Annotated in this window: 19 protein-coding genes; 12 read left to right on the top strand and 7 right to left on the bottom strand. The window is 44.9% G+C overall.

Going from position 1 to position 23,622, the window contains the following annotated elements:
• Nucleotides 1–233 precede the first annotated feature (233 nt).
• From FME95_RS09175 to FME95_RS09160, 4 genes are all read left to right on the top strand, one after another.
• Nucleotides 234–1,994: a sodium:solute symporter family transporter gene (locus FME95_RS09175; protein ID WP_147714087.1), complete on the top strand. Its 1,761-nt coding sequence runs from the start codon at nt 234–236 to the stop codon at nt 1,992–1,994.
• Nucleotides 1,995–2,121: 127 nt separating this feature from the next.
• Nucleotides 2,122–3,765, top strand: a complete 1,644-nt coding sequence (locus tag FME95_RS09170) for a glycerol-3-phosphate dehydrogenase/oxidase (protein WP_147714086.1) — start codon at nt 2,122–2,124, stop codon at nt 3,763–3,765.
• A 123-nt stretch (nt 3,766–3,888) separates the two neighbouring features.
• On the top strand, nt 3,889–4,728 hold the full coding sequence (locus FME95_RS09165; protein ID WP_187265487.1) for a TraB/GumN family protein: 840 nt from the start codon (nt 3,889–3,891) through the stop codon (nt 4,726–4,728).
• 6 nt (nt 4,729–4,734) lie between these two features.
• A complete protein-coding gene (locus FME95_RS09160) occupies nt 4,735–5,175 on the top strand; it encodes a DUF6314 family protein (RefSeq protein ID WP_147714084.1) in 441 nt (146 codons plus the stop codon).
• A gap of 124 nt (nt 5,176–5,299) precedes the next feature.
• Here FME95_RS09160 and FME95_RS09155 read toward each other — a convergent pair whose 3' ends face one another.
• The 6 genes from FME95_RS09155 to FME95_RS09135 form a co-directional block, all read right to left on the bottom strand.
• A complete protein-coding gene (locus FME95_RS09155; protein ID WP_147714083.1) occupies nt 5,300–6,883 on the bottom strand; it encodes an ABC transporter ATP-binding protein in 1,584 nt (527 codons plus the stop codon).
• 10 nt (nt 6,884–6,893) lie between these two features.
• The gene (locus FME95_RS09150; protein ID WP_147714082.1) at nt 6,894–7,916 is read right to left on the bottom strand and encodes an ABC transporter permease; all 1,023 of its coding nucleotides are present in this window, start codon (nt 7,914–7,916) and stop codon (nt 6,894–6,896) included.
• A 1-nt stretch (nt 7,917) separates the two neighbouring features.
• Nucleotides 7,918–9,003, bottom strand: coding sequence for a microcin C ABC transporter permease YejB (locus FME95_RS09145; RefSeq protein WP_147714081.1), 1,086 nt, complete (start codon nt 9,001–9,003; stop codon nt 7,918–7,920).
• Nucleotides 9,004–9,026: 23 nt separating this feature from the next.
• A complete protein-coding gene (locus FME95_RS09140) occupies nt 9,027–10,826 on the bottom strand; it encodes an extracellular solute-binding protein (RefSeq protein WP_147714080.1) in 1,800 nt (599 codons plus the stop codon).
• A 254-nt stretch (nt 10,827–11,080) separates the two neighbouring features.
• Nucleotides 11,081–11,227, bottom strand: a complete 147-nt coding sequence (locus FME95_RS13645) for a hypothetical protein (protein ID WP_187265486.1) — start codon at nt 11,225–11,227, stop codon at nt 11,081–11,083.
• The gene (locus tag FME95_RS09135; RefSeq protein ID WP_147714079.1) at nt 11,227–11,433 is read right to left on the bottom strand and encodes a hypothetical protein; all 207 of its coding nucleotides are present in this window, start codon (nt 11,431–11,433) and stop codon (nt 11,227–11,229) included. Before FME95_RS09135 ends, FME95_RS13645 begins: the two co-directional genes overlap by 1 nt.
• Nucleotides 11,434–11,724: 291 nt before the next feature.
• On the opposite strand from FME95_RS09135, the gene FME95_RS09130 reads away from it, so the two are divergent.
• Complete coding sequence (locus tag FME95_RS09130; protein WP_147714078.1) at nt 11,725–12,825, top strand: adenosylhomocysteinase; 1,101 nt, start codon at nt 11,725–11,727, stop codon at nt 12,823–12,825.
• A gap of 57 nt (nt 12,826–12,882) precedes the next feature.
• Here the strand turns inward: FME95_RS09130 and FME95_RS09125 are convergent, their stop codons facing one another.
• Nucleotides 12,883–13,815 carry an alpha/beta fold hydrolase gene (locus FME95_RS09125; RefSeq protein ID WP_147714077.1) on the bottom strand — a complete coding sequence of 311 codons (933 nt, stop codon included), beginning with the start codon at nt 13,813–13,815 and terminating at the stop codon, nt 12,883–12,885.
• A gap of 122 nt (nt 13,816–13,937) precedes the next feature.
• Between FME95_RS09125 and FME95_RS09120 the strand changes: the two genes are divergently transcribed.
• From FME95_RS09120 to FME95_RS09090, 7 genes are all read left to right on the top strand, one after another.
• Nucleotides 13,938–14,672, top strand: a complete 735-nt coding sequence (locus FME95_RS09120; RefSeq protein WP_147714076.1) for a helix-turn-helix transcriptional regulator — start codon at nt 13,938–13,940, stop codon at nt 14,670–14,672.
• A 341-nt stretch (nt 14,673–15,013) separates the two neighbouring features.
• Entirely contained in the window at nt 15,014–17,497 is a 2,484-nt protein-coding gene (locus FME95_RS09115; RefSeq protein ID WP_246109344.1) for a glycoside hydrolase family 94 protein, read from the top strand.
• Nucleotides 17,498–17,528: 31 nt separating this feature from the next.
• Nucleotides 17,529–18,557, top strand: coding sequence for a LacI family DNA-binding transcriptional regulator (locus tag FME95_RS09110; protein WP_147714075.1), 1,029 nt, complete (start codon nt 17,529–17,531; stop codon nt 18,555–18,557).
• A 159-nt stretch (nt 18,558–18,716) separates the two neighbouring features.
• Entirely contained in the window at nt 18,717–19,925 is a 1,209-nt protein-coding gene (locus FME95_RS09105; protein ID WP_147714074.1) for an extracellular solute-binding protein, read from the top strand.
• A 222-nt stretch (nt 19,926–20,147) separates the two neighbouring features.
• Nucleotides 20,148–21,149, top strand: coding sequence for a carbohydrate ABC transporter permease (locus FME95_RS09100; RefSeq protein WP_147714073.1), 1,002 nt, complete (start codon nt 20,148–20,150; stop codon nt 21,147–21,149).
• A 1-nt stretch (nt 21,150) separates the two neighbouring features.
• Nucleotides 21,151–22,005: a carbohydrate ABC transporter permease gene (locus FME95_RS09095; protein ID WP_147714072.1), complete on the top strand. Its 855-nt coding sequence runs from the start codon at nt 21,151–21,153 to the stop codon at nt 22,003–22,005.
• A gap of 38 nt (nt 22,006–22,043) precedes the next feature.
• Nucleotides 22,044–23,387 carry a GH1 family beta-glucosidase gene (locus FME95_RS09090; RefSeq protein ID WP_222709928.1) on the top strand — a complete coding sequence of 448 codons (1,344 nt, stop codon included), beginning with the start codon at nt 22,044–22,046 and terminating at the stop codon, nt 23,385–23,387.
• The last annotated feature ends 235 nt before the right edge of the window (nt 23,388–23,622 follow it).

The raw sequence follows: 23,622 nt of genomic DNA, 5'->3' as shown, positions 1-23,622 counted from the left end.
TTTTTCTGTGATTTTTAAGAAAAACAGCTGTGAGTTTTTTTCACTTATGGTTGTGCCAATATCACCATCCTTGCTATATATCGGTACTTGCAGCCATTTTCATGGCCACCCCAGTTGATTAATATCACCTCAGGGGCATTTCGCTCTTGTCCTTTCATCGTATTGTATGATTTATTACGCATCCCTTCGGGAACCTATAAAACACAACCGCATAACAATTAAGGTTTAAAACAATGGAATTAAATACCCTGATCGTTGTCATCTATTTCGCATTCCTTGTCGGAATCGGCTGGATGTTTCGAAAGTTTACAACAACAACAAGTGATTATTTCCGTGGCGGCGGCAACATGCTGTGGTGGATGGTTGGTGCAACTGCATTTATGACGCAGTTCAGTGCTTGGACCTTCACCGGTGCTGCAGGTAAAGCTTACAACGACGGTTTCGCCGTTGCGTTCATCTTCTTAGCTAATGCGTTTGGCTATTTCATGAACTACGTCTACTTCGCTCCTAAATTCCGCCAATTGCGTGTAATTACTGTGATCGAAGCTATCCGCCAACGTTTCGGTAAAACCAACGAGCAGGTGTTCACTTGGAGTAACATGCCAACATCGGTTATTTCTGCCGGTATCTGGTTGAATGGTCTAGCCATTATTGCTTCAGGCATTTTCGGTTTCAGCATGGAATGGACTATTTGGGCAACAGGCCTAGTTGTCTTGTTAATGTCTGTAACAGGTGGTTCTTGGGCTGTTATCGCATCTGACTTTATGCAGATGGTTATTATCATGGCGGTTACAGTAACCTGTGCGGTTGTTGCATTGGTTCAAGGCGGTGGTGCTAGTAACATTATTGCTAACTTCCCTGCAGACAACTTTATTGCAGGTAATAACCTGAACTACATGAGTATCTTTGGTCTTTGGGCATTCTTCATCTTCGTTAAGCAGTTCTCTATTACCAACAACATGTTGAACTCTTACCGTTACCTAGCAGCTAAAGATTCTAAAAACGCTCGTAAAGCAGCGCTATTAGCTTGCTGCCTAATGATCTTAGGTCCTTTCATTTGGTTTATCCCAAGCTGGGTTGTTGCTGGTAGTGGTGTTGATCTTGCTCTTGCTTACCCAGAACAGGGTAAAAAAGCAGCTGACTTCGCTTACCTATACTTCGTAGAACACTTTATGCCAGCAGGCATGGTCGGCTTATTAGTTGCTGCTATGTTCGCTGCGACTATGTCTTCTATGGACTCAGGTCTAAACCGTAACTCAGGTATTTTTGTTAAGAACTTCTATCAGCCAATATTGCGTTCAGGCGCTTCTGAGAAAGAGCTGGTTACCGTTTCTAAAATTACCTCTACGGTTTTTGGTATCATCATTATTCTTGTTGCACTATTCATCAACTCGTTGAAAGGTCTAAGCCTATTCGACACCATGATGTATGTTGGTGCCTTGATTAGCTTCCCAATGACTATCCCAGCATTCCTAGGCTTCTTTATTCGTAAGACGCCAGACTGGGCAGGTTGGGCAACTCTAGTTGTCGGTGGTTTGGTTTCTTACTATGTTGGTTTCGCGATCAATGCAGACACAATCAACAACCTATTCAACCTTGAGATTCCTCTAACAGGTCGTGAGTGGAGCGATATCAAAGTTGCGATTGGTTTGATTGCGCACATCACTATCACCGGCGGTTTCTTCATGGCAACTACTCTGTTCTACAAGCCATTGCCTGAACACCGTGAAAAAGACGTGGATACTTTCTTCACCAACTTAGCAACTCCGCTTGTAAGCGAGTCTGCTGAGCAGAAGAACTTGGATAACAAACAGCGTCGTATGCTAGGTACTTTGATTGCCATCGCAGGTATCTTCGTGATGACAATGTTTGCACTACCTAACCCACTTTGGGGTCGTTTAGTGTTCGTTCTTTGTGGCTTTATCGTAATGGGCGTTGGTCTGTTACTGGTTAAAGCTGTTGACGACAAAGTCGACGATTCTGCTAACGCTTAATTATTAAAGCGTTTTAAAAACCTATCTAAAGCGGGCTATTTAGCCCGCTTTTTTGTATTCTATGCGCCTAATTAATACCGATGGCCAAGTCGCGAATGCGGGCCATTATTTTGGAGGCGTAACATAGATGTCAGCCCTTTTGCCTAACGACCCTTGGCAGCGTAAAGAACAAATTGCTCAACTCACCGGCCAATATTTTGATGTGCTTATTATTGGTGGTGGTGCTATTGGCACTGGTGTATTTTTGGATGCACTCAGTCGTGGCCTGAAGGTTGCGATTGTTGATAAGCAAGACTTTACCGCGGGCAGTTCTAGCCACTCGAGCAAAATGCTCGAAGGCGGCATGCAGTATTACCAACAAACTTTAAAGAAGCGTGATCGCTATAAAACTCGTCTTATTCGTCAAGCATTGGCCGAGCGTAAATCATTGCTTGCTATGGCTCCGCATTTAACAGAAGCCGTTTCTATTGTCAGACCAATTAAAGGTTTAACTCGCATAACATCCCATCGACGTCGCCTACGTCGTTATGAAGCGATAGCCAAAAAGCAAAAACAAAGCCTAGGTGCGTCAAAGCTAGTCGGTCGCAAAACATTAAAAGCGCTCTGCCCTAGCCTAAACATGAAGAGTGTATTTTCTGGCGTGACTTACGTTGATGGCGTGTTTAACGATGCTCGCTATGGTTTGGCGATGGTTCGTACTGGTATAGAAATGGGCGGATCGGCACTGAACTATTGCCAGGTCGACGGCCTAATACGAGAAGCACAACAGATCATTGGCGTTAGCTGCACCGATACTCAAACTGGTAAGTCCATGGAGATTATGGCCAAGTCGGTGCTTAATTGTGCAGGCGCTTGGACTGACGAGTTACGTAAGTTAGCTGACCCGCAAGCCAAGCCTATTCTCAGTTATCAGCTAGACACTCACATCGTGCTTAAAGAAAACCTACTGCCGGATGGCCGTGGTGTTTTACTAACCAACAAAGAAGATGGCAGCGTTAACTTTATGCTGCCATGGCTTGGCCAGACACTGATTACCGGTGTTCACTCTGATGCCACTTCAGCCCAAACACCAAGCGTTTCTAAACATGATGTCGACCGCTTGTTAAAGGCAGCGAACCGTCACTTGGCTGAGCCTTTAACTGCCGATGATGTTGCGGCGGCTTGGGTTGGTTTGCGGCCAGTCATTGAAGATCCGCTAGCTGTTGATCCTGAAGCAGTACAACGCAATTATGTTGTCATTAACGACGAAGGGCTTATCACTATTGCTGGTGGCGATTGGATTCGCTGGCGACGAATGGCTGAAGATGGTCTTGATCGTTTAATCAATGACTATGGTCTGGATGCAAAGATGAGCGGCATCGATTACATCACTCTAGCCGGTGCGCGTGGCGATTTAAAAGATGCCAGTAATGCCATGGCGAAGTTGCCAGACGACATAAAACAGCATTTATGGCAAAACTACGGTGACCGTGTGCCGTTGGTTTTAGAGTGTGGTACAAGCGAACGTTTAATTGAGGGCGCGCCCTATATCGACGCTGAGTTGAGCTATATTCTGACTTACGAAGGTGCTCAAACAGCTGAAGATGTACTCGCTAGGCGTTGGCGCATCGCTATGATAAACGATGCTTTTGCCGAGCGTTTAAAGCCGTTTGTTGACGCCGCAATAGAACAGCATCAGGCAAAGTTACAGGTGCAGGCAGAAGCTGAAGCGAAGGCAAAAGCCGAAGCGGAATTAGAAGCCGAGCGACTTAATAATCAAGCCGACGAGTAATGCGATAACTGATAGCGGTGCTGCCAATGGCAGCGCCTGTTAACATCAAACAGAAATTAATATAAAACACGAGTTAACAAGAACAATTAAAAACTCTTAAAGAATAACCAGAAGGCAATGACGATGCGTATTTTTATAAGTTTGCTACTGCTTATTGTTTCCAGTATCAGCCAGGCAGTTTCGATTTGGCAGGTTGAGGGTAAGCAGACATTTTATATTTTTGGCACTGTTCATATGATGAAGCCAAGCTCTTACCCGTTGCCAGAAGTTTATGATCATGCTTTTAATCAGTGTGATGATTTGTGGCTTGAAGTCGATACCACAGAAACTTCCGATCCATCAGTTGTCACTGCGATGCAGCAGCTGATGCTATTGCCACAAAATAAAACCCTAAGCAGGGAAGTTTCGGCGGCCAATTATTCTAGGTTACAGCAACTAGCAGAATATGCGGGTAGTTCGTTGCAGCCATTCGAACAGGTAAAGCCTTGGATGGTCGCTAATATTTTGAGTGTTGCGGTCATGCAGCAACAGGGTTTACAAGCCGATCTAGGGCTCGATTCCTATTTGCAAAATAAGGCCGTGCAAAAGGGTATCCCAGTGCATGCGTTTGAAACCAGCGTATGGCAATTGTCGATGCTTGATGATGCTGCGAATTTAGACATTAATAAATACATTAGTTTCGCGACTCAAGATATAGATCAGATCGACCAGTACATTGAACAGCTTTACCGCTACTGGGAGATCGGCAACCCAGATAGGCTGTATAAGATTGCTAAGCTCGATACTTACCCTGAAATTGAACAACGAATATTAACTCAGCGTAATGACAAATGGTTTGCAACTTTAAGCCAAGAGTCTGCTAGCCAAACTCATTGTGTCGCTGTCGGTACTCTGCATTTAGGTGGTAAGAATGGACTGTTAGATCAGTTTAAAGCCGCCAATTATCGAGTAACGCAGCTGTAGTTAGTTATGTATTTTATCCAAGCGGATCAAGTCGGTGATTACTTTTTAGGTAGCTGGAAAGTAAAGCGAAGCATTACCGGCTTTGGTGAAATATCAGGCGATGCTCGTTTTCGAGTTAATCAAGATGATCCTGATGTTCTTGATTTCAACGAAGCCATGATATTGCCAAACAGCGACAAAGCTAACGCCTTTCGTAGTTACCAGTATCGAATCCAAAAGAACGGCTTTGATATTTTTTTTAGCGACGGCCCAGATAACGGCAAACTCTTTCTAAGCTTCAGTTTTAATAAAGAAAGCACGCTCACTTCTCATCATCTATGCATTAAAGATCATTACGATGCTAGGTTTCAATTTAACTCTGAAAATAACTTTGTATTGAGTTTTTCAGTTGTTGGTCCAAAGAAAGATTATCAAATTCACTCAACATTCCATCGTGATTCTTTTTAATAGCAGCCGAGTCATTGCTTCTGTTAGTTATGCGTTTTGATGTGCTGACATTTTATTAAAATCAAAGTCTGTGAGCTTTGTTGTTATAAGAATCAGAAAGAGTTATGAGTAGAACAACGACGGCCTAATACGAAAAGGCCGTCGCAACTAATTTTTGAGTGTATTCATTTTCAGGCTGTTTGAAGATGTGATTGCCTTGCTCAACGATTTTACCCTGCTTCATCACAATGACATCATGGGCGATGGCTTTTACCACCTTTAAGTCGTGAGAAATAAAAATATAGCTGACGTTGTTTTCACGTTGTAGCTGCTTTAAAAGCTCGATGATTTGCACTTGCACGGTTCGGTCTAATGACGAAGTGGGTTCATCTAAAATAACCAGTTCGGGCTGTAATATCATCGCTCGCGCAATGGCGATACGCTGACGTTGGCCGCCAGAAAATTCATTAGGGTAGCGATCGCGAGTAGCGGGGTCTAAGCCGACCTTGGTCATTATCTCAATAACGGCTTGCTCTTGGCTGGCGGCGTCACCGATGTTATTAATTTCTAAACCCTCAGCAATAATTTGCTGTACTGACATTCTCGGGCTCAATGAGCCATACGGGTCTTGGAAGACCACCTGAATTTTTTTGCGTAACGGCTGCCATTGTTTGTGCTTGAGCCCAACTAGAGATTGGCCGCTAAATTGGATGTCACCCTGAAACTGTTCTAAGCCAAGAATGGCCTTAGCGAGGGTCGATTTACCCGAGCCGCTTTCGCCGACAATACCGAGTGTTTGCCCCTGCTTAACGCTAATCGAAGCTTCGGTCACGGCTTTAATGTGATGACTAATTCGTTTTAAAACGCCCTTTTTAACTGGGAACCAAACGCTGGTTTTTTCGGTATTCAGCAATAGATGATCGCTGTTGTTTTCGGTAGGTGTGCCACTGGGTTCTGCCGCCAGCAGTTTTTTGGTATAGGGGTGCTGAGGCTGAGAAAATAAAGCGTCGGTGTTGTTTTGCTCAACCAGTCTGCCCTGTTGCATCACCACAACGCGATCTGCAATCTGTTTAACCACGCCTAAATCGTGACTAATAAACAGCACGGCCATGTTGAGTTCGGCCTGCAGTTTTTTAATCAGCTGTAAAATTTGCGCCTGCACGGTGACATCGAGCGCCGTAGTTGGCTCGTCAGCAATCAATAGCTCTGGTTCATTTAGCAGCGCCATGGCGATCATCACTCGTTGCCGTTCGCCACCAGAAAGCTGATGTGGGTAAGCCTTGAGTTTTTGTTCTGGATTTCTCAACTCAACGCGGTTCAACCATTGCAGAATGGAGTCTGTCGTTTGTTGTTGATTGAGCAGCCAGCCCTTGTGCAAATAGAGCACTTCGGCCATTTGCTTTTCGATGGTTTGTAGCGGGTTGAGAGAAGTCATCGGCTCTTGGAAAATACAGCCAACAACATTGCCGCGTAACTGGCGTAAGGTTTTTTCATCGGCCGTTAGAACATCGGTGCCGTTTAGCCGCAAGATGGAATCAGGGTGGTAAGTTAGTTGGCTTGGCAATAGCTGCAAAATCGATAGCGCGCTGATTGACTTACCCGAGCCGCTTTCGCCGACAAAGCCGACAAACTCGCCTGCCTCAATGGTTAGATTTAACTCTTTGACAATCCAATCTTGCTGGTTGTCAACCAGACCAATCGATAGGTTTTTATATTCGACTAATGACATGCAAATAACCTCAATTGGAATGCCGAGGGTCGAACGCGTCGCGCACACCTTCGCCAATAAATACCAGCAACGCCATCAATAAGCCCAAGACGACAAATGCAGAAAGCCCCAGCCACGGTGCTTGAATATTGGCTTTACCTTGAGCGAGTAATTCACCGAGCGAAGGCGAGCCCGGCGGTAAGCCAAAGCCGAGAAAATCCAGCGAGGTTAAGGTTGTGACTGAGCCGCTGAGTACAAATGGCATCATGGTCAGCGTTGCTACTAACGCATTGGGTAAAACATGGCGGAACATAATACGATTGTTGCTCATGCCGAGTGTTTTAGCGGCCATGACGTATTCAAAATTTCGGGTACGTAAAAACTCGGCGCGCACCACGCCAACAAAACTCATCCAACTAAACAGCAATAAAATACCCATTAGCATCCAAAAACTGGGCTGAATCACCGACGCTAAAATAATTAGAATAAACAGCGTCGGCATGCTGCCCCACACTTCAATAAAGCGCTGAAAATACAAATCGATTTTACCGCCATAAAAACCCTGCACAGCGCCAGCGGTGACGCCAATCAGGGTTGAAATAATGGTGAGGATAAAACCGAACAAACAAGAAATGCGAAAACCATAGAGAATGCGCGCCAGTACGTCGCGGCCATTATCGTCGGTGCCAAGCCAGTTCACCGCATCCGGTGGCGAAGGCGCAGGCGTTGGCAAATCGTAATTTATGGTGCTGTAGTGGAATGGGATCAGCGGCCAAACTATCCAGCCTTTTGCTTCGATTAGCTCAATAACATAAGGGTCTTTGTAGTCGGCTTCGGTTTCAAAGTCACCGCCAAATTGGGTTTCGCTGTAGGCGACTAAAAAGGGTGTATAAAACTGGCCGTCGTAACGTACCAAAATGGGTTTGTCGTTAGCGATCAGCTCCGAAAACAACGACACAATAAACAGAAAGCCGAATAACCATAAGGAAATCACCGCGCGTTTGTTCTGTTTAAATAGGTGCAGGCGTTTTTGTGCAATAGGGCTTAACTGCATATTAGCGCGCCTCAAAATCGATGCGTGGGTCGACCACGGTGTACATTAGATCGCCCAGCAGGCCTAACAATAAGCCGAGTAAGGTAAACATATAGAGCGTGCCGAACATAATGGGGTAATCGCGCTGGCCCATCGCCTCAAAACCTAATAAGCCTAAACCTTCGAGTGAAAAAATAACTTCAATCAGTACCGAGCCGGTAAAAAATAGACTGATAAAGGTGGCAGGAAAGCCAGCAATAATAATCAGCATGGCATTACGAAAGACATGCTTATACAGAATGCGATTTTCGGTATTGCCTTTGGCGCGAGCGGTAATGACATACTGCTTGGCGATTTCATCGAGAAAGGAGTTTTTAGTCAGCATGGTTAGCACTGTAAAACCGCCAACCACCGTGGCGATAATCGGCAGCGTCATATGCCAGAAGTAGTCGATAATTTTTCCAAACCAAGAAAGCTCTTGCCAGTTTTGCGACACCAAACCACGAATCGGGAACCAATCAAAATAATTGCCGCCAGCAAATAAAATCACTAACAGCACAGCGAATAAAAATCCGGGAATGGCACTGAGTAAAATTAAAATGCTGGTGGATGAAATATCGAATTGAGAATTATGCCGAATGGCTTTTTTGATCCCCAGCGGAATGGAGACAAAATAAATAATCAGTGTGCTCCATAAGCCTAACGAAATTGAAACCGGCATGCGCTCAATGATCAGCCCTATAACCGAGCCGGATTTAAACAGCGAGTCGCCAAAATCAAACCTTAGGTAGTCGCCCAGCATTTTAAAGTAGCGTACGTAAATCGGTTTATCGAAACCATAGCGCTTTTCGATTTCTGCGATGATTTCAGGGTCGAGGCCCTGTGCGCCACGGTAGTCTGATTGGCGATCTGTGTTGGTTTCTGCAACTTCAAATTGATTATCGTTGGTGACTCGGTCAAGCATGGAGCCTTCAATGCCTTGAGCCGTTGCCAAGGCTTGATCAACTGGGCCGCCGGGTGCCAGCTGTACAATAAAAAAATTGATGGTGATGATCGCCCACAGTGTGGGGACCATCAGCAATAATCGGCGAACAATATAGGCGCCCAAAAAACTCTCCTAGCTTTGCAAAATTACTGAGTTAGTGCCGCTTCTTTTTCTGCATCGATCCACCAAGTGTCGGTGCCTAGATCATAAGTCGGTCGAATCTCAGGACGGCTGAATTTATTTACGTAAGCAACACGGTAGCTGCTCGAATACCACTGCGGAATAATGTAGTGGTTCCACAGTAAAACGCGATCCAACGCTCTGCCCCAATGCAATAAAGCTTCGTCATCTGAAAGATTATCTAAAATGCCGTTAACCAGATAATCAATGGCGTCGTCAGTAACATTTGCCTGATTGTAAGTCGAATCGACTAAGTCTGAACGCCAGCGATTCATTAACGCAGAAGATGGGTAAGCCATGGCAGAAAAGCCACTGGCGACCATGTCGAAGTCGTGATCGTGCCAGCGATTAACAAACTGAGATGTATCCACTTGGCGGATGTTCATAGTGATGCCGAGTTTAGCTAAGTTTTCCTGTAACGGAATAGCAACGCGTTCGGTTGTTGGGCTGTATGTCATCAGTTCAAATTCAAACAGCTCGCCGGTTTCAACGTTGGTGAGTTTTTTATTCTGTATTTCCCAGCCAGCCTGTTTTAATAGTGCAAGCGCTTGGCGTAATGAGCCTCGAATATTGCCACTGCCATCGTTGACTGGCGGGTTATAAACTTCGGTAAAGACGCGAGGGTTTATTTGATTTTTTATCGGCTCTAAAATTTTCAGTTCTTCGGCACTTGGTAGCTCGCGTGCCATGTAGGCCGTATTTTGGAAATAACTGTTGGCGCGCTTGTAAGCACCATAAAACAGATTTTTATTCATCCATTCAAAGTCGAGCGCGTAATTCATGGCTTCACGGACTTTAGGGTCATTAAAGGGCGCGCGTTGAGTGTTAAAAATAAAGGCTTGCATGCCTTGCGGTACGCTATGAGGTATTTCCTCTTTAATCATGCGGCCTTCTTTGACTGCAGGAATGTCATAGCCGGTTGCCCATTGCTTAGAAATATTTTCTATCCAGATATCAATGTTACCCGCTTTAAAGGCTTCAAAGGCGATGGTTCTATCGCGATAGTAATCGTAATGGTATTCATCGAAATTAGTGCGCCCCTTTTGGCTGGGTAAATCTTTTGCCCAGTAGTTTTTATTACGCACATAGGTGATTGACTGGCCAAACTTAAAGTCTTTAATCAATAGCGGACCGCTGACCACTGGCACTTCTTTTAGTGGCTCAGAAAGGTCGTGGTCTTTCCAAAAATGCTCAGGGAAAATCGCCAAACCAGCAAGTGCTATCATCCGTTCACGATCAGCATCCTGTAGATGAAAGGTTACTTGGTGATCGTTTTCTATCGTCACTTCTTTAACAAACGCGTAGTAGGTTTTGATAAAAGGAACACCTTGGCTGAGTAATTTTTCAAAGGTGAACTTAACATCTTGAGCGGTGATGGCTTTATCGTCACTGAAGCGCGCTGCCGGGTTAATAAAGAATGTAATAAATGAATAGTCGTCGGCGTAGCGAATTTTTTCGGCGATCAGCGGGTAATAAACATCCAGTTCATCAGCAGAGCTAGTCATCAGAGTGTCGTAGTAGGAGCCAGATAACACGACTGGATCGCCGCGCTGACCATAGCGATTAAAAGAATCCCATGTGCCATTTGCCTCACTTCGATAAGTCCCACCCTTGGGTGCATCTGGGTTGACGTAATCAAAATGTGTAAAGTCATCGGCGTATTTAGGCTCGCCACGTAAGGCGATAGATTGCGCTTCAATAATGGTCACTTCTGCATGAGCAAGAACGGGTACTAGTAAAGCGCAGATAAGTAGTTTTCGTATCATGGTGTCACTCTTTTAACCGGATCATTCAAGATGTTAGACCGTCATAAAAAATGGGTCGTCATTCAAAATAAGCAGTCGTTAGTAATAGATCGTTGTTAATAATAGTGACTAGCAATATATCGTTCTGTTCACTTATTACCAAAACTTTTGCAGTTCTTTTGCGGTTAAACGCCAAAGTGGTGCTATTTGCACAAAAAAAGGCCGTAAATTCGGCCTTATTGATGCTTTTAGTGCAAGCTGTAAAGGGTGGCGGATTAGGCTGGTGGGTCAATCTTTTCTAGCGTCGCCTGAAACGCCTGCTGTTGTTTGGCATCCAGCTGTTCTGCAATAGCGGTCGCCAGATCAACGTACTTCTTAAAGTTGCGTTTTTTGCCCTGAACAGCCCAAGCGTGCGCAACCATCAGTAAGCCATATTGATGTTGTTAGCATGGCCCGACTTCTGCCAATGGAACAACGACGCAAAGGCATGAGCCATCAACGCTTCTTTCTCGGCATCTGTCTTGGCTGTATCGGCCAGCTTCCACGCCTCATTATTTGTCTGAATAGCGAAATAACGGCTGTGATGAGCAAGGCCTTCTTTTGTCAGTTGAATTTTCTGCTGTTGCATACTGCCTTAATACCTCATTTGGATAAGTGGTTTTGCAACACAGCCTATCATCTAGCCATTTTTATCTATAGTTGTTGGTCGCTTAACCGTTTAATAAATTAAGTGCTTAGTTTTTTGGCTGAGCCTTTATCGTTAAGTACGGGTGTTATAAAACGTTAATCAGCGTTGCGTTATTCATAAAGGAATTTAAAGAACGTTACAGCGAGCAAATCATAGCTGTTCAATACCAAATATCGCAGTAGCGATAAAAAAGTGGCAAACTCAGCGGCGATTTTTAATAGAGGTTGTCTTATGAGTTTCCAACAGCACATTCACTGGCTTGAGCGCCACATGGTTCGTACCAATGCAGCGGTTTCGGCTTTGCCCGATTGCCAAGGTAAGCGTTTGGCTATCTGTACCCACTTAGATATTAAGATGGTGCCGTTTTATAAGGGTTTTTTAGAGCGCGGCGGTGAGCTGTTTTTAACTACCTGTAACCCAACCACGGTACGTGATGAGGTGGTGCAGTACTTAGTCAGCCTAGGTGCTGAGGCGCATGCTTGGAAAGATATGCCAGAAGAAGAGTGGCAAGCCTCTTTCCAGAAGGCGTTGGATTGGCAACCTAATTACATTTGTGAATTCGGTGCTGATATTAATTCACTCTTTCACCTATCGGGCTCTGATGCGCCAGTGATTGCAGGCTTAGAAGGCACCGGTTCTGGCGTTAGCCGACTACAAAAAATTGATCTGCAATACCCTATTTTTAACTGGGATGATTTGGCCGCCAAAGAAGGCCTGCATAATCGCCACATGGTCGGTTTAACCACTTGGCAGGCGTTTATGGAACGTACTCATTTATCGTTGCACGAAAAAAACGTTGTTGTCGTTGGTGCTGGGCTGGTGGGTCAAGGCGTTGCGGCTTCTGCCCGAGCGTTTGGCGGCAGCGTCAGTATTGCCGAAATCGATCCTTCGCGCCGCATTATGGCCAGTTACGATGGCTGGCACACCGTATCGCTCGATGAAGCGTTGCCGAATGCCGATATCGTTGTTACCGCCACAGGCGTTGCTAATGTGATTAAGCCTGAGCATTTAGCCAATCTGAAAGACGGTGCCTTTGTGCTGAATGTTGGCCATGTCAGCGATGAAATTAATACCAGCCAGCTCGATAAAAGCAGTGCCACCGAACTTATGCCAGAAGTGTTTGAATATAAAAACAGTAAAAATCGCTGCTTCTACCTGCTTTCTAACGGTGCCATGTTTAACCTTACTGCCGGTTATGGCGACTCTATTAATGCTTTCGATGTGTCTCTGGCGTTGATGACCGCAGGTGTCGGCCATATTCTTAGAGCAGGCAGCGAAGCCGAGATTGGTTTGCACCTACTGCCAAAAGAAGCTTGGCAGCCAGTGCTTTAAGCTTTCTTTGGAGTCTACAGGGAAGCACAGTTGCTGCTTCCCTATATTTTGGCTCGGTTATTTACTGAGCCATTCTAAAATAGCTTTGTTTGTTTCTTGTGGTTTTTCTTGCTGGATTGAATGGCCAGCATCTAAGGTTAATACCTCTACGTTAGGTACAAATTTGGCAATGTCTGCAAACGGTGGAATCACATCGCGCGCTCCATAAATCATTAATGCTGGCTGGTCGATGATTGGTTGTGCATCTGCTAATAAATGCCAATTTCGGTCGAGATTTCTATACCAGTTAATGCTGGCACTAAATCCAGATTCTTCAAAGGCCGATACAAAAACTGCCAGTTCATCATCGCTCATTAAAGGTTCGCCAAGAGCGTCGGTTGTTTTAGCTAAATGGATCATTTCCATGCGTGGCTCAGGTGGCATTAACGGTACATTTTTACGGAATAGATTGCCTAAAAACTGCTGAGTGTTCTGCTCGAGAATTTTATCGGCGACGCCAGGCTGGCGGTTAAAATGTACAAAGTAATAGTCGCTTCCTAAAAACTGCTCCATAAGTTCTATCCAAGGGACGTCGCCTCGTTCTTGATAAGGCAGGGCTAGGTTAATTACTTTATCGACTCGGTTAGGCTGTAATAAAGCCATCCCCCAAACAACAAAAGCCCCCCAGTCATGGCCAATAAAGGTGGCACTACGGTACCCATAGTGATCAAGTAGTGCAGTCAGATCATCGGTTAAATGTTTAATGTCATAGTGAGTGATTTCATTTGGCTGGGATGATTTGCCATAGCCTCGCTGGTTGGGAGCGATGACATGGTAGCCTGCTGCGACAAGAGCCGGAATTTGATAGCGCCATGAAAACGCAAGTTCCGGCCAGCCGTGACAAAGCAGAATAGGATTACCGATGTTTTCTTCACCTGCTTCAAAAACTTCTAGGGTGACATTGTTGACTGAAATGAATTTAGCTTCTGGAAAGTCTTCTGGCTTGAACATAGTTTTGAATCCTTATTTATAACTTAACGAATAGGCTGCTTTCATTGGTTTTAAATATGTCAGCTGTGTTGACTGAGTAGGATTCTATGATTAAATATGCCTTTTTATGGCACATTTAATCGATGACAAATAGTAGCTTTGAAAAACGCTCGGATCGACGCGATCGCCTAATAGGATTGCTTCAGTCCGAATACTATTGGCAAACGTCAGATTTACGTGAAGAGCTGGGTATTAGCCAGCGAACATTGATGCGTGAATTAGCACAACTGCGTGATGCGGGTTACCCCATTGAATCGAGTCGTGGAGTTGGTGGTGGTATTCGCTTGGATGGGCGCTGGGGCGTCGGTAGGATCAATCTAAACCACAATGAAGTGTTAGAATTGATCCTTTCTTTAGCTATTGTCGAGTCGTTAAAGTCGCCATTGTTGACAAGTAATTTGAAAGCGATCAAACAGAAGCTTTTTCAGGTATTCCCAGAAAATCAAAGAGCGGCCGTCAGTGATATTCGTCAACGTATTATGGTGGGCGATATAGCCAAGCAGTATATTACGTCATTTTATCGAGCCCCTGAGCAGGCTATTTCAGAGCCAGTCGCTACTAGCTTTCTGCAGCAAAAGCTTTTAAAAATTGAATATGTCTCAGAGGCTGGAGAGCGGTCGCAACGAGTGATAGAAGCTCAATACTTACTATTAAACTTACCGATCTGGTACATCATTGGCTGGGATCATCTGCGAGAGTCATCTCGAGTGTTTAGGATTGATCGTATACAGCATGCAACAATATTGGATGAGCGATTTAAGCTCCGCGAAAAGCACGTGTTTTCAGGTATCTACTCGCCGTCGTATCCACCGATTTAGCATTTCAGCAAAACATAGCTAGGTATGTTTGTTTTGTAGGCTGCATAGTTACCAGCAGGCCCGAAAAATCTGCGTTATATCAAAGCTCGATTCAGATCGATAAAAAAACAACCTGTAACCGTTTACAATTTGTCTGAAATGCGATTACACTGCACTGGTATGGTCCTAAATTTAATAATAAAAGGCTGGCGTTAAGCTCAGCAGACCATTGGGGAAACCTATCCGCACAAAAACATCGTCAATAACCAATTAGCCATTCTGAAAATTGAGTGACGGTGTTTATTTATAACTGCGCACAACAAACGGCTCCTGCTATCTGCTTGCTAATAGCAGGGATGTAGATGGAAAAAGCTGATTACGAGGCTCAAGCTATGTCGAACCAACAAGAACAAGAATACGGCTATTTTGATGATGTCGCCAAAGAGTACGTTATAACGACACCGAAAACGCCCTACCCGTGGATTAACTACTTAGGTGATACGGCGTTTTTTTCGCTCATTTCTAATACCGCCGGTGGTTATAGTTTTTATAAAGATGCTAAGTTCCGCCGACTCACACGTTATCGCTACAACAATGTTCCGGTCGATACTGGCGGGCGTTATTTTTATATTGTCGATGGTGATACAGTTTGGTCGCCAGCCTGGAAGCCGTTAAAAACTGAGCTCGATCATTATGAATGTCGTCATGGTATGGGCTATAGCCGTATTAGCGGCATGAAAGATGGCGTTACCAGTTCGGTGTTGTTCTTTGTACCGCAAGGCGAAGATTTAGAAGTTCAACATATGACGCTGACCAACAGCAGCCTAACCACTAAAAAATTGAAACTGTTTTCTTTCGCTGAATGGTGCTTGTGGAACGCTGAAGACGACATGACCAATTTTCAGCGTAATTTTTCAACCGGCCAAGTCGAAGTTGAAGGCTCGGTGATTTATCACAAAACCGAATACCGTGAGCGTCGTAATCATTTTGCGTTTTATTCCGTCAACGAATCTATTCAGGGTTTCGATACCTGCCGAGACAGCTTTTTAGGTGATTACAATGGCTTTGATAGCCCAGAGGTTGTCGCCAAAGGTCAGCCCAATAATTCGATTGCACACGGCTGGTCGCCTATCGGCTCACACTATATTGAAGTTGAGTTGGCACCGGGTGAATCGCGTGATTTTATTTTCACATTAGGCTATGTCGAGATGCCACAAGAGCAAAAGTGGCAAGCGCCAGGCGTCATTAACAAAACCAAAGCATTAGCGGCTATTGAGCGTTTTGATTCGGTAGCCAAAGTTGAAAAGTCCTTTAAACAGTTGACCGATTATTGGGACGATTTGTTAAGTAAGTTTGTGGTGATCTCTGATGACGAACGGCTTAACCGTGGCGTTAATATTTGGAACCAGTATCAAAACATGGTTACCTTTAATATGTCACGCTCGGCGTCTTATTTTGAATCCGGCATTGGCCGTGGTATGGGCTTCCGCGACTCGAACCAAGATTTAATTGGCTTTGTGCATCTGGTGCCGGAGCGCGCTCGTGAGCGTATTATCGACATCGCCTCGACTCAGTTTGAAGATGGCTCTGCTTATCACCAATACCAGCCATTAACTAAACGCGGTAATGCCGCAGTTGGCGGAAACTTTAATGACGACCCAATGTGGTTGGTGCAATCGGTAACAGTTTATATAAAAGAAACCGGTGATTTTTCTATTTTAGAAGAACAGGTGCCGTACGATAACGACGAAAGCAAAGCCACCAGTTTGTTTGAACATTTAACACGCTCGTTTAACTTTATTACTCATAATTTAGGCGAGCATGGTTTGCCGCTGATTGGCCGAGCCGATTGGAACGACTGCTTAAATTTAAATTGTTTTTCCATGGAGCCAAACGAAAGTTTCCAAACCACCGAAAACAAAGAAGGTGGCCGCGCCGAATCGGTGATGATTGCCGGTCAATTTGTGTTGTTTGGTAATGATTATATTGAGTTGTGCCGTCAGTTAGGAAAAACCGCAGAAGCCGAACGCGCCGAAGGCCATGTAGAACAGATGGTGCAAGCCATTAAAGCCCATGCTTGGGATGGCGAATGGTTTTTGCGCGCTTATGATGCCTTTGGTAAAAAGGTTGGCACGCACGAGGCCGATGAGTCAAAAATCTTTATTGAGTCACAAGGTTTTTGCACCATGGCAGGCATCGGTAAAGACGATGGCAAACTGCAACAGTCGCTCGATTCGGTGAACAAATATTTGGCCTGTGACTATGGCATCGTGTTGAATTATCCAGCCTTTACCGAATATAAAATTGAGTACGGTGAGATCTCAACCTACCCGCAAGGCTATAAAGAAAATGGCGGCATTTTTTGCCACAACAATCCTTGGATTATGATTGGCGAAACGGTTGCCGGTAATGGCGATCGAGCATTCGAGTACTACACAAAAATTGCTCCGGCTTACCAAGACGATAAAGTAAAACTGCATAAAACCGAGCCATACGTCTATGCACAAATGATCGCCGGTAAAGAGGCTGCAACACCCGGCCAAGCAAAAAATTCTTGGCTAACTGGCACGGCAGCTTGGAATTACGTTGCCATTACTCAATATATTTTAGGCATTAAACCGCATTACAACGGCTTGCAGATTGCGCCTTGCATTCCGCGCGATTGGACGGAGTATTCGGTAAAACGAGTGTTCCGCGATGTCACTTATGACATCACCATTAAAAACCCAGAACAACACAGCTCTAGTATTGGTTGGATCACGGTTGACGGTGAACGTATAGCAGGTAATGTTCTGCCGATGTTCGAGGCTGGCAGCTTACATAAAGTGATCGTCATGCTGGGTTAAGACAACAAAGAAAAGGCAAAAGAAAGACAAGATGGCAACCATTCGAGAAGTATCAAAGTTGGCTAATGTATCGGTCGCAACCGTCAGTCGGGTGATCAACGGTAACAAGTGGGTCTCCGATAAAACGCGCGAGCAGGTATTGGCGGCTATGCAAGAGTTGGGTTATCAGCCGAACTCTTTTGCTCGCTCGTTAGCGACGAATAAATCCGGAACTGTCGGTATGGTGATTGGTTGTTTGTCGGGGCCTTTTTTTGGTCAGTTAATGGAGCAAGCCGAGCGTGAAGTGCGCTTGGCGGGCAAGCATCTAATTATTACCAGTGGCCAAGAAACCGCGGCCAGTGAAAAGGATGCTATCGACTTTTTATTGCAGCGCCGAGTGGATGCATTAATTTTGCATTTGGATGTCATGTCCGACCAAGAAATTATCGATTTAGCCGACAACTGCGGCGTGCCGATTATTCTGGTGAACCGTTTGGTGCCAGAGCTAAGCGAAGTTAGCATTTCGGTCGATAACGAATTGGGTGGCTATTTGGCGGTAAAGCATTTGCTCGATTTAGGCCATAAAAAAATCGCCACCATAACAGGGCCTTTGTATAAGTCTGACACGCGTGACCGCCTGGCCGGTTACCGACGCGCACTCAACGAAGCCGGTTTAACATACGATGAAAACCTGGTTGTTGAATCCGATTTCCAAGAAGACGGTGGTATCGCTCCGATCGAACGATTAAAGCGACGCGGTGCAGACTACAGTGCTTTGTTTGTACATAACGACCATATGGCGTTTGGCGCCATTAACGAATTAAAGAGTCGGGGCGTCAATTTGCCCGCCGAGGTGAGCATTGTTGGTTACGACGATATCGTTATGGCCAGATACGTTTCCCCCGCGCTGACAACTGTTGCAATTCCTGCAGCCGAATTTGGTCAACTGGCTGCAAAAATGGCATTGAAGTTGGCTGATGGCGATCAACCGGAAGGCTGTAATCTGCGTTTTGAACCACAGTTAGTGATACGAAAATCAACGCAAAAAATAACGCTGAAAAATTCTGTTGATTTGGCTTAAACGATCCATGACTTTTGGCTAAAAGAGTGCAAAAACGGTTGACACTCAGGGGCTTGAAACCTACTCTTTTGTAAGCGGTTACAGTGTCGTTTTGAAAGTAACCGTCAGTGTGAAAAATGAATAAAAAAGCCATAAAAACAAAAATATTGGAGACACACTATGAAGATCAAACTGAAGGCAGGTATTACTGCGCTTAGTTTAGTTGCGACTACTCTCTTTGCTGCCGATATCCGCATCGACGGCTTTCCTGATTACGACACGCAGATTAACGCGATCAAATCAGGCTTACCTCAGCACAACATCACCATGCTTAAAAACAATCATGGTGACCACCACAACAAACTAAAAACCAATTTAGCCACTGGCACCGGTGCTGGTGATGTTGTCCTAATTGATGTTGGTTTTGTTGGCTCGTTTGTTAACGCTGGCGGCTTTGTTGACCTGACTAAATACTACAAAGACATTGCAGACGATTACGCCAGTTATGCCGTTGCAGCAGGTAAGGGTAACGATGGCAAACAGTATGCTGTTCCGGTCGACCTAGGTCCGGGCGTGATGTATTACCGTCGTGATTACATGGAAGACATGGGATTCGACATCAATAAAGTCATGACCGATTGGGATACTTATATCGACTATGGCCGCAAGCTAAAAGAAAAAGACATCCTATTGATCGGTAACGCCAGTGCGTTGGCAAATGCTTACTACCGATTTAATGTTGCTGACGACGAAGGTTTGTACTTCGATAAAGATGGTAAATCCTTAGTCACTTCAGAGCGTTTTGTACGAGCTTTCGAAATTGCAAAAACAGTTCGTGATGAAGGCTTGGATGGTCAGATTAGTGAATGGACAGAAGACTGGTATAGCGGTTTCCGCGACGGCAAGTTTGCTACACAGATGTCTGGCGCTTGGCTGTTGGGTCACTTGAAAAACTGGATCGCACCTGAAACTTCAGGCTTGTGGGGCGTGAGTAATTTACCCGATGGTACCTACGGTTCTTGGGGCGGTTCTTACTTGGCGATTCCAAAACAAGCGAAAAACCCAGAAGCGTCTTGGGATCTCATTAACTATATGATTTCTCAGCCTATTCAATTAGCTGGCTTCAAAAATATCGCCGCCTTCCCTGCGCACACTGGCACTTATAACGATGCGTCATTCGAAGAGCCAATCGAGTTTTTACGCGGTCAGAAAGCGCGCATGCTATTCGCAGATATCGTAGAAAACGTGACTCCGGTAACGCCGATGAAAGGCGACCTAATCGCGGAAGACTTAATTAACCAAGCGTTAGAAAAAGTCTTAGACGATGGCGAAGATATCAACAAAGCACTAAAAGACGTCGAGAACCAATTGCGTCGTCGCGTTCGTTAAGCAATTTGCTGAACCAAAAAAGGCCGCATCGGCGGCCTTATTATCCAAACAATAATTTATTACTGAAAAGATAATTTATTGTCGAAAAGATAGCTTATTACTGAAAGATAGTTTGCTAAAAACCATTGCCCAAAAAGTGATGGCTTAAAACAACAACAAAAATTCATTGGTCGCACCAAGGCGCGCCTTTATGCGACAACTGCCGAAGTAAAGAGAGCTGTTATGAACAGTGAAACCATGACCACCCAGAAAGTCGAGATGTCTGAGCAAGAAAAAGCCCTCGCGAAGCGTCGTAAGCTACTGAACAATTTCACACCCTATGGCTTTTTAACGCCCTACTTTATTATTTATGGCGTGTTTGGGGTGTTTCCTGTGTTCTTTATGATCTATCTATCCTTCCATTTATGGAATCCGGTAGAAGGTTTAAGTTCCATGGAGTTCGTCGGTCTCGAAAACTACGTGCTTGGTTTAACCGACCCAACACTCTGGCAAACACTTTGGAACACGCTGGTGATGGCGGTGTTATCGGGTGTGCCGCAGCATTTATTTGCCTTACCGTTAGCTTACTTTTTGGTGATGCTCGGTTCTCGTGCGCGTCATTGGCTAACCACCGCTTATTTCTTGCCTTACATTACCTCCACCGTTGCGGTGTCGATGATCTTCTATGTCATGTACTCAAAAGACTCAGGTATTTTCAACGCCGTGTTGATTTACTTGGCCGATGCACCATTAACGGCGTGGTTATTATCGGGCATTAAAGAAGCCTTGCCGTTAGGTTGGGTGCAAGAAAACAGCCTGATTCGATACTCGGTTTCGTTTGTGGTTTGGTGGAAGTACGTAGGTTTCAATACCGTTATTTACACCGCAGGTTTAGCCACCATTTCTAATGATCTATACGAGGCTGCAAAAATTGATGGTGCCAATAATTGGCAGCGCTTCCGCCACGTATCGTTGCCGTTATTACAGCCGTTTATTTTCTTCGGCGTCACACTCACCATTATCGGTAACATGAACCTATTCGATGAACCTTACGTGTTAACCGTTGGTGGTCAGTTTGCACAGACTAACGGTAAAACCATTTCTAACTATCTGTACCAGGTTGCATGGCAGTGGCTCGATATGGGCAGCGCAGCCGCGATTTCATGGATTCTGTTTGTGGTGATCGGTATTTTCACAGCAATTTATTTCTACCTATTTGGCCGCAAAGGTTTAGGAGGCGAATAAGATGACCAACGAACAAGCCACTTTCATCGTTAACCTCTACCGTAAAATCGGTAAAGGCATTGTTTATGTATTTTTAGTTTTGTTTGCCTTTGTCACCATCTTTCCATTTATTTGGTCGGCGATATTGGCAACACACGACCGCTCCACCATGTTTGCGCGCGGTATTAGTTTTGCCTTAGGCGATAAGCTCGGCCAAAACTACGCCAACCTATTGGAGCTAATGAACTTTTGGACCGGCATGTGGAACAGCTTTTCGGTTTCCATTATCGGTACCAGTATTTCATTAGTTTTTTGCAGCATGGCGGGTTATGCCTTAGCGATTTATAAATTTAAAGGCCGCAACGTTATTTTTGGTGTCATGGTTGGCTCTATGATGATTCCACCCATTTTAACGCTGATCCCTTATTACATGGTGATCTCATCGCTTGGTCTTGCCAATACTCACCTTGCTGTTTGGCTGCCCTTTACCATTAACCCTTTTGGTATCTTTTTGATTCGCCAATATGTGGTGGCATCGGTGCCGAAAGATATTTTAGAAGCGGCAAAATTAGATGGCGCGAGCGAATGGCGCACCTATTGGCAAATTGTCTTACCGCTGCTCAGACCGGGCCTGGCAACATTGGCGATCGTTCAGTTTGTGTTCTTGTGGAATAACTTTTTACAACCTCTCGTGGTTTTAAATAGCCCCGATAAAATGGTGATCACCACAATGCTTCGAGGCGTTCAGGGTGTACCAAATACACCTTGGGGAGCCGTGATGCTGGGTACGACTATTTCGATCTTGCCATTGATTGGTATTTATATGGCCGCCAGTAAACAGATGATCTCCGGTTTAACCAGTGGTGCTGTGAAGTAACCGCTGGCTAATCTGACAAGCGATATAGGGTTGTAATTATGACTTTCGAATTACCCAAAAACAGCAAAATGCTGCAGCCAGAATTTACCTTTGGTGTAGCAACGGCGGCGTTTCAAATTGAAGGCGCAACAACAGAAGATGGCCGCTGTGAAAGTATCTGGGATCGGTTTTGTAGCTTGCCCGGTAAAGTATTGAATGGTGATGATGGCACAGAAGCTTGCGATCATTACCATCGGCTTGAGCAAGACTTAGATCTAATCAAAGAGCTCGGCTTCGATGCCTATCGCTTTTCGGTGGCGTGGCCAAGAATTGAGCCTGCCGAAGGCGAATGGAACGAGTTGGGCTTTGCTTTTTATCAGCGTTTAATCGATGGCCTTATTGAACGCGGTATCAAACCTTACTTAACTTTATACCATTGGGATTTACCGCAATATTTAGAAGATAAAGGCGGTTGGATAAACCGTGAAACGGCCTATCGATTTGTCGATTATGCTGAAAAAATAACTCAGCGTTTTGGCGATAAGGTTGCCTGTTACACCACCTTTAACGAGCCTTGGTGTGCTGCCTTTTTAGGTTATCGTCGTGGTGAACATGCGCCCGGTTTGGCTGAAGACCGCTTAGGCTTTCAGGCTGCGCATCACATGATGTTGGCGCACGGCTTGGCGTTGCCTAAAATGCGCAAGGCTGCGCCGAAGGCAAAGCATGGCATCGTTTTAAACTTTATGTTGGCTTATGCCAATAGTGATTCTGCCGCCGATGTTGCTGCGGCCCATTATTGCAATGAAGAAAATAATTACTTTTTTTTAGACGCTCTGCTCAATGCTCAATACCCAGAATCCATTTGGCAGAAGCACCCTGATTGGCGTCCAATGATGCTACCAGGTGATTTAGCCATCATTAATACCGAAATGGATTACATCGGCATTAATTACTATTCCAGCACATTGATCAAAGCCGGTAGCGATGGTGCCGACTATGATTTTGGCGAATCGGAATTACCAAAAACCGATATTGGTTGGGCGATTTATCCAAAGGCATTAACCGAAACGCTGGTGAACTATAAAAAGCGTTACCCGAATTTCCCTGCTGTCTTGATTACTGAAAATGGTGCGGCCGATAACACGCCGATTGTCGATGGAAAAATAACAGACGATATGCGCAGCCAATATTATGCCGATCATCTATTGGCGTTAAACGATGCCATTGAAGCAGGCGTTGATGTGCAGGGTTATTTTGCTTGGAGTTTAATGGATAACTTTGAGTGGGCGTTTGGCTATTCTCAGCGCTTTGGCATTGTCCATGTCGATTATCAAACACAGCAGCGAACCATTAAAAAGTCTGGCTTAGAGTGGCAGCGGTTTTTAAAAGCGCGGTCACGTTAAGTCGACTAATCCAGTTTAGCGTTAGTCGTTTAGCAAGTCTTTCATGTGTGTTTTTGCCGGGTCTCCCGGCTTTTTTATGCCCGAAGGTTTTATAGCAGTAGGAGTGTTTTTGGTGTGATCCGTATGTTCATTGTGGTTAAAAAACTTGTGCCTAGCCTAAGCTAGGCACAAGAAGGACCAAATGAAAAAACGTTTGCTGCTTAAGGTTTGCTTTAGAACCTTTGCCTAATAATGG

The sequence above is a fragment of the Reinekea thalattae genome (assembly GCF_008041945.1).
In the GTDB taxonomy this organism is placed as follows: domain Bacteria; phylum Pseudomonadota; class Gammaproteobacteria; order Pseudomonadales; family Natronospirillaceae; genus Reinekea; species Reinekea thalattae.
This window is presented reverse-complemented; position numbering and strand designations above follow the sequence as displayed.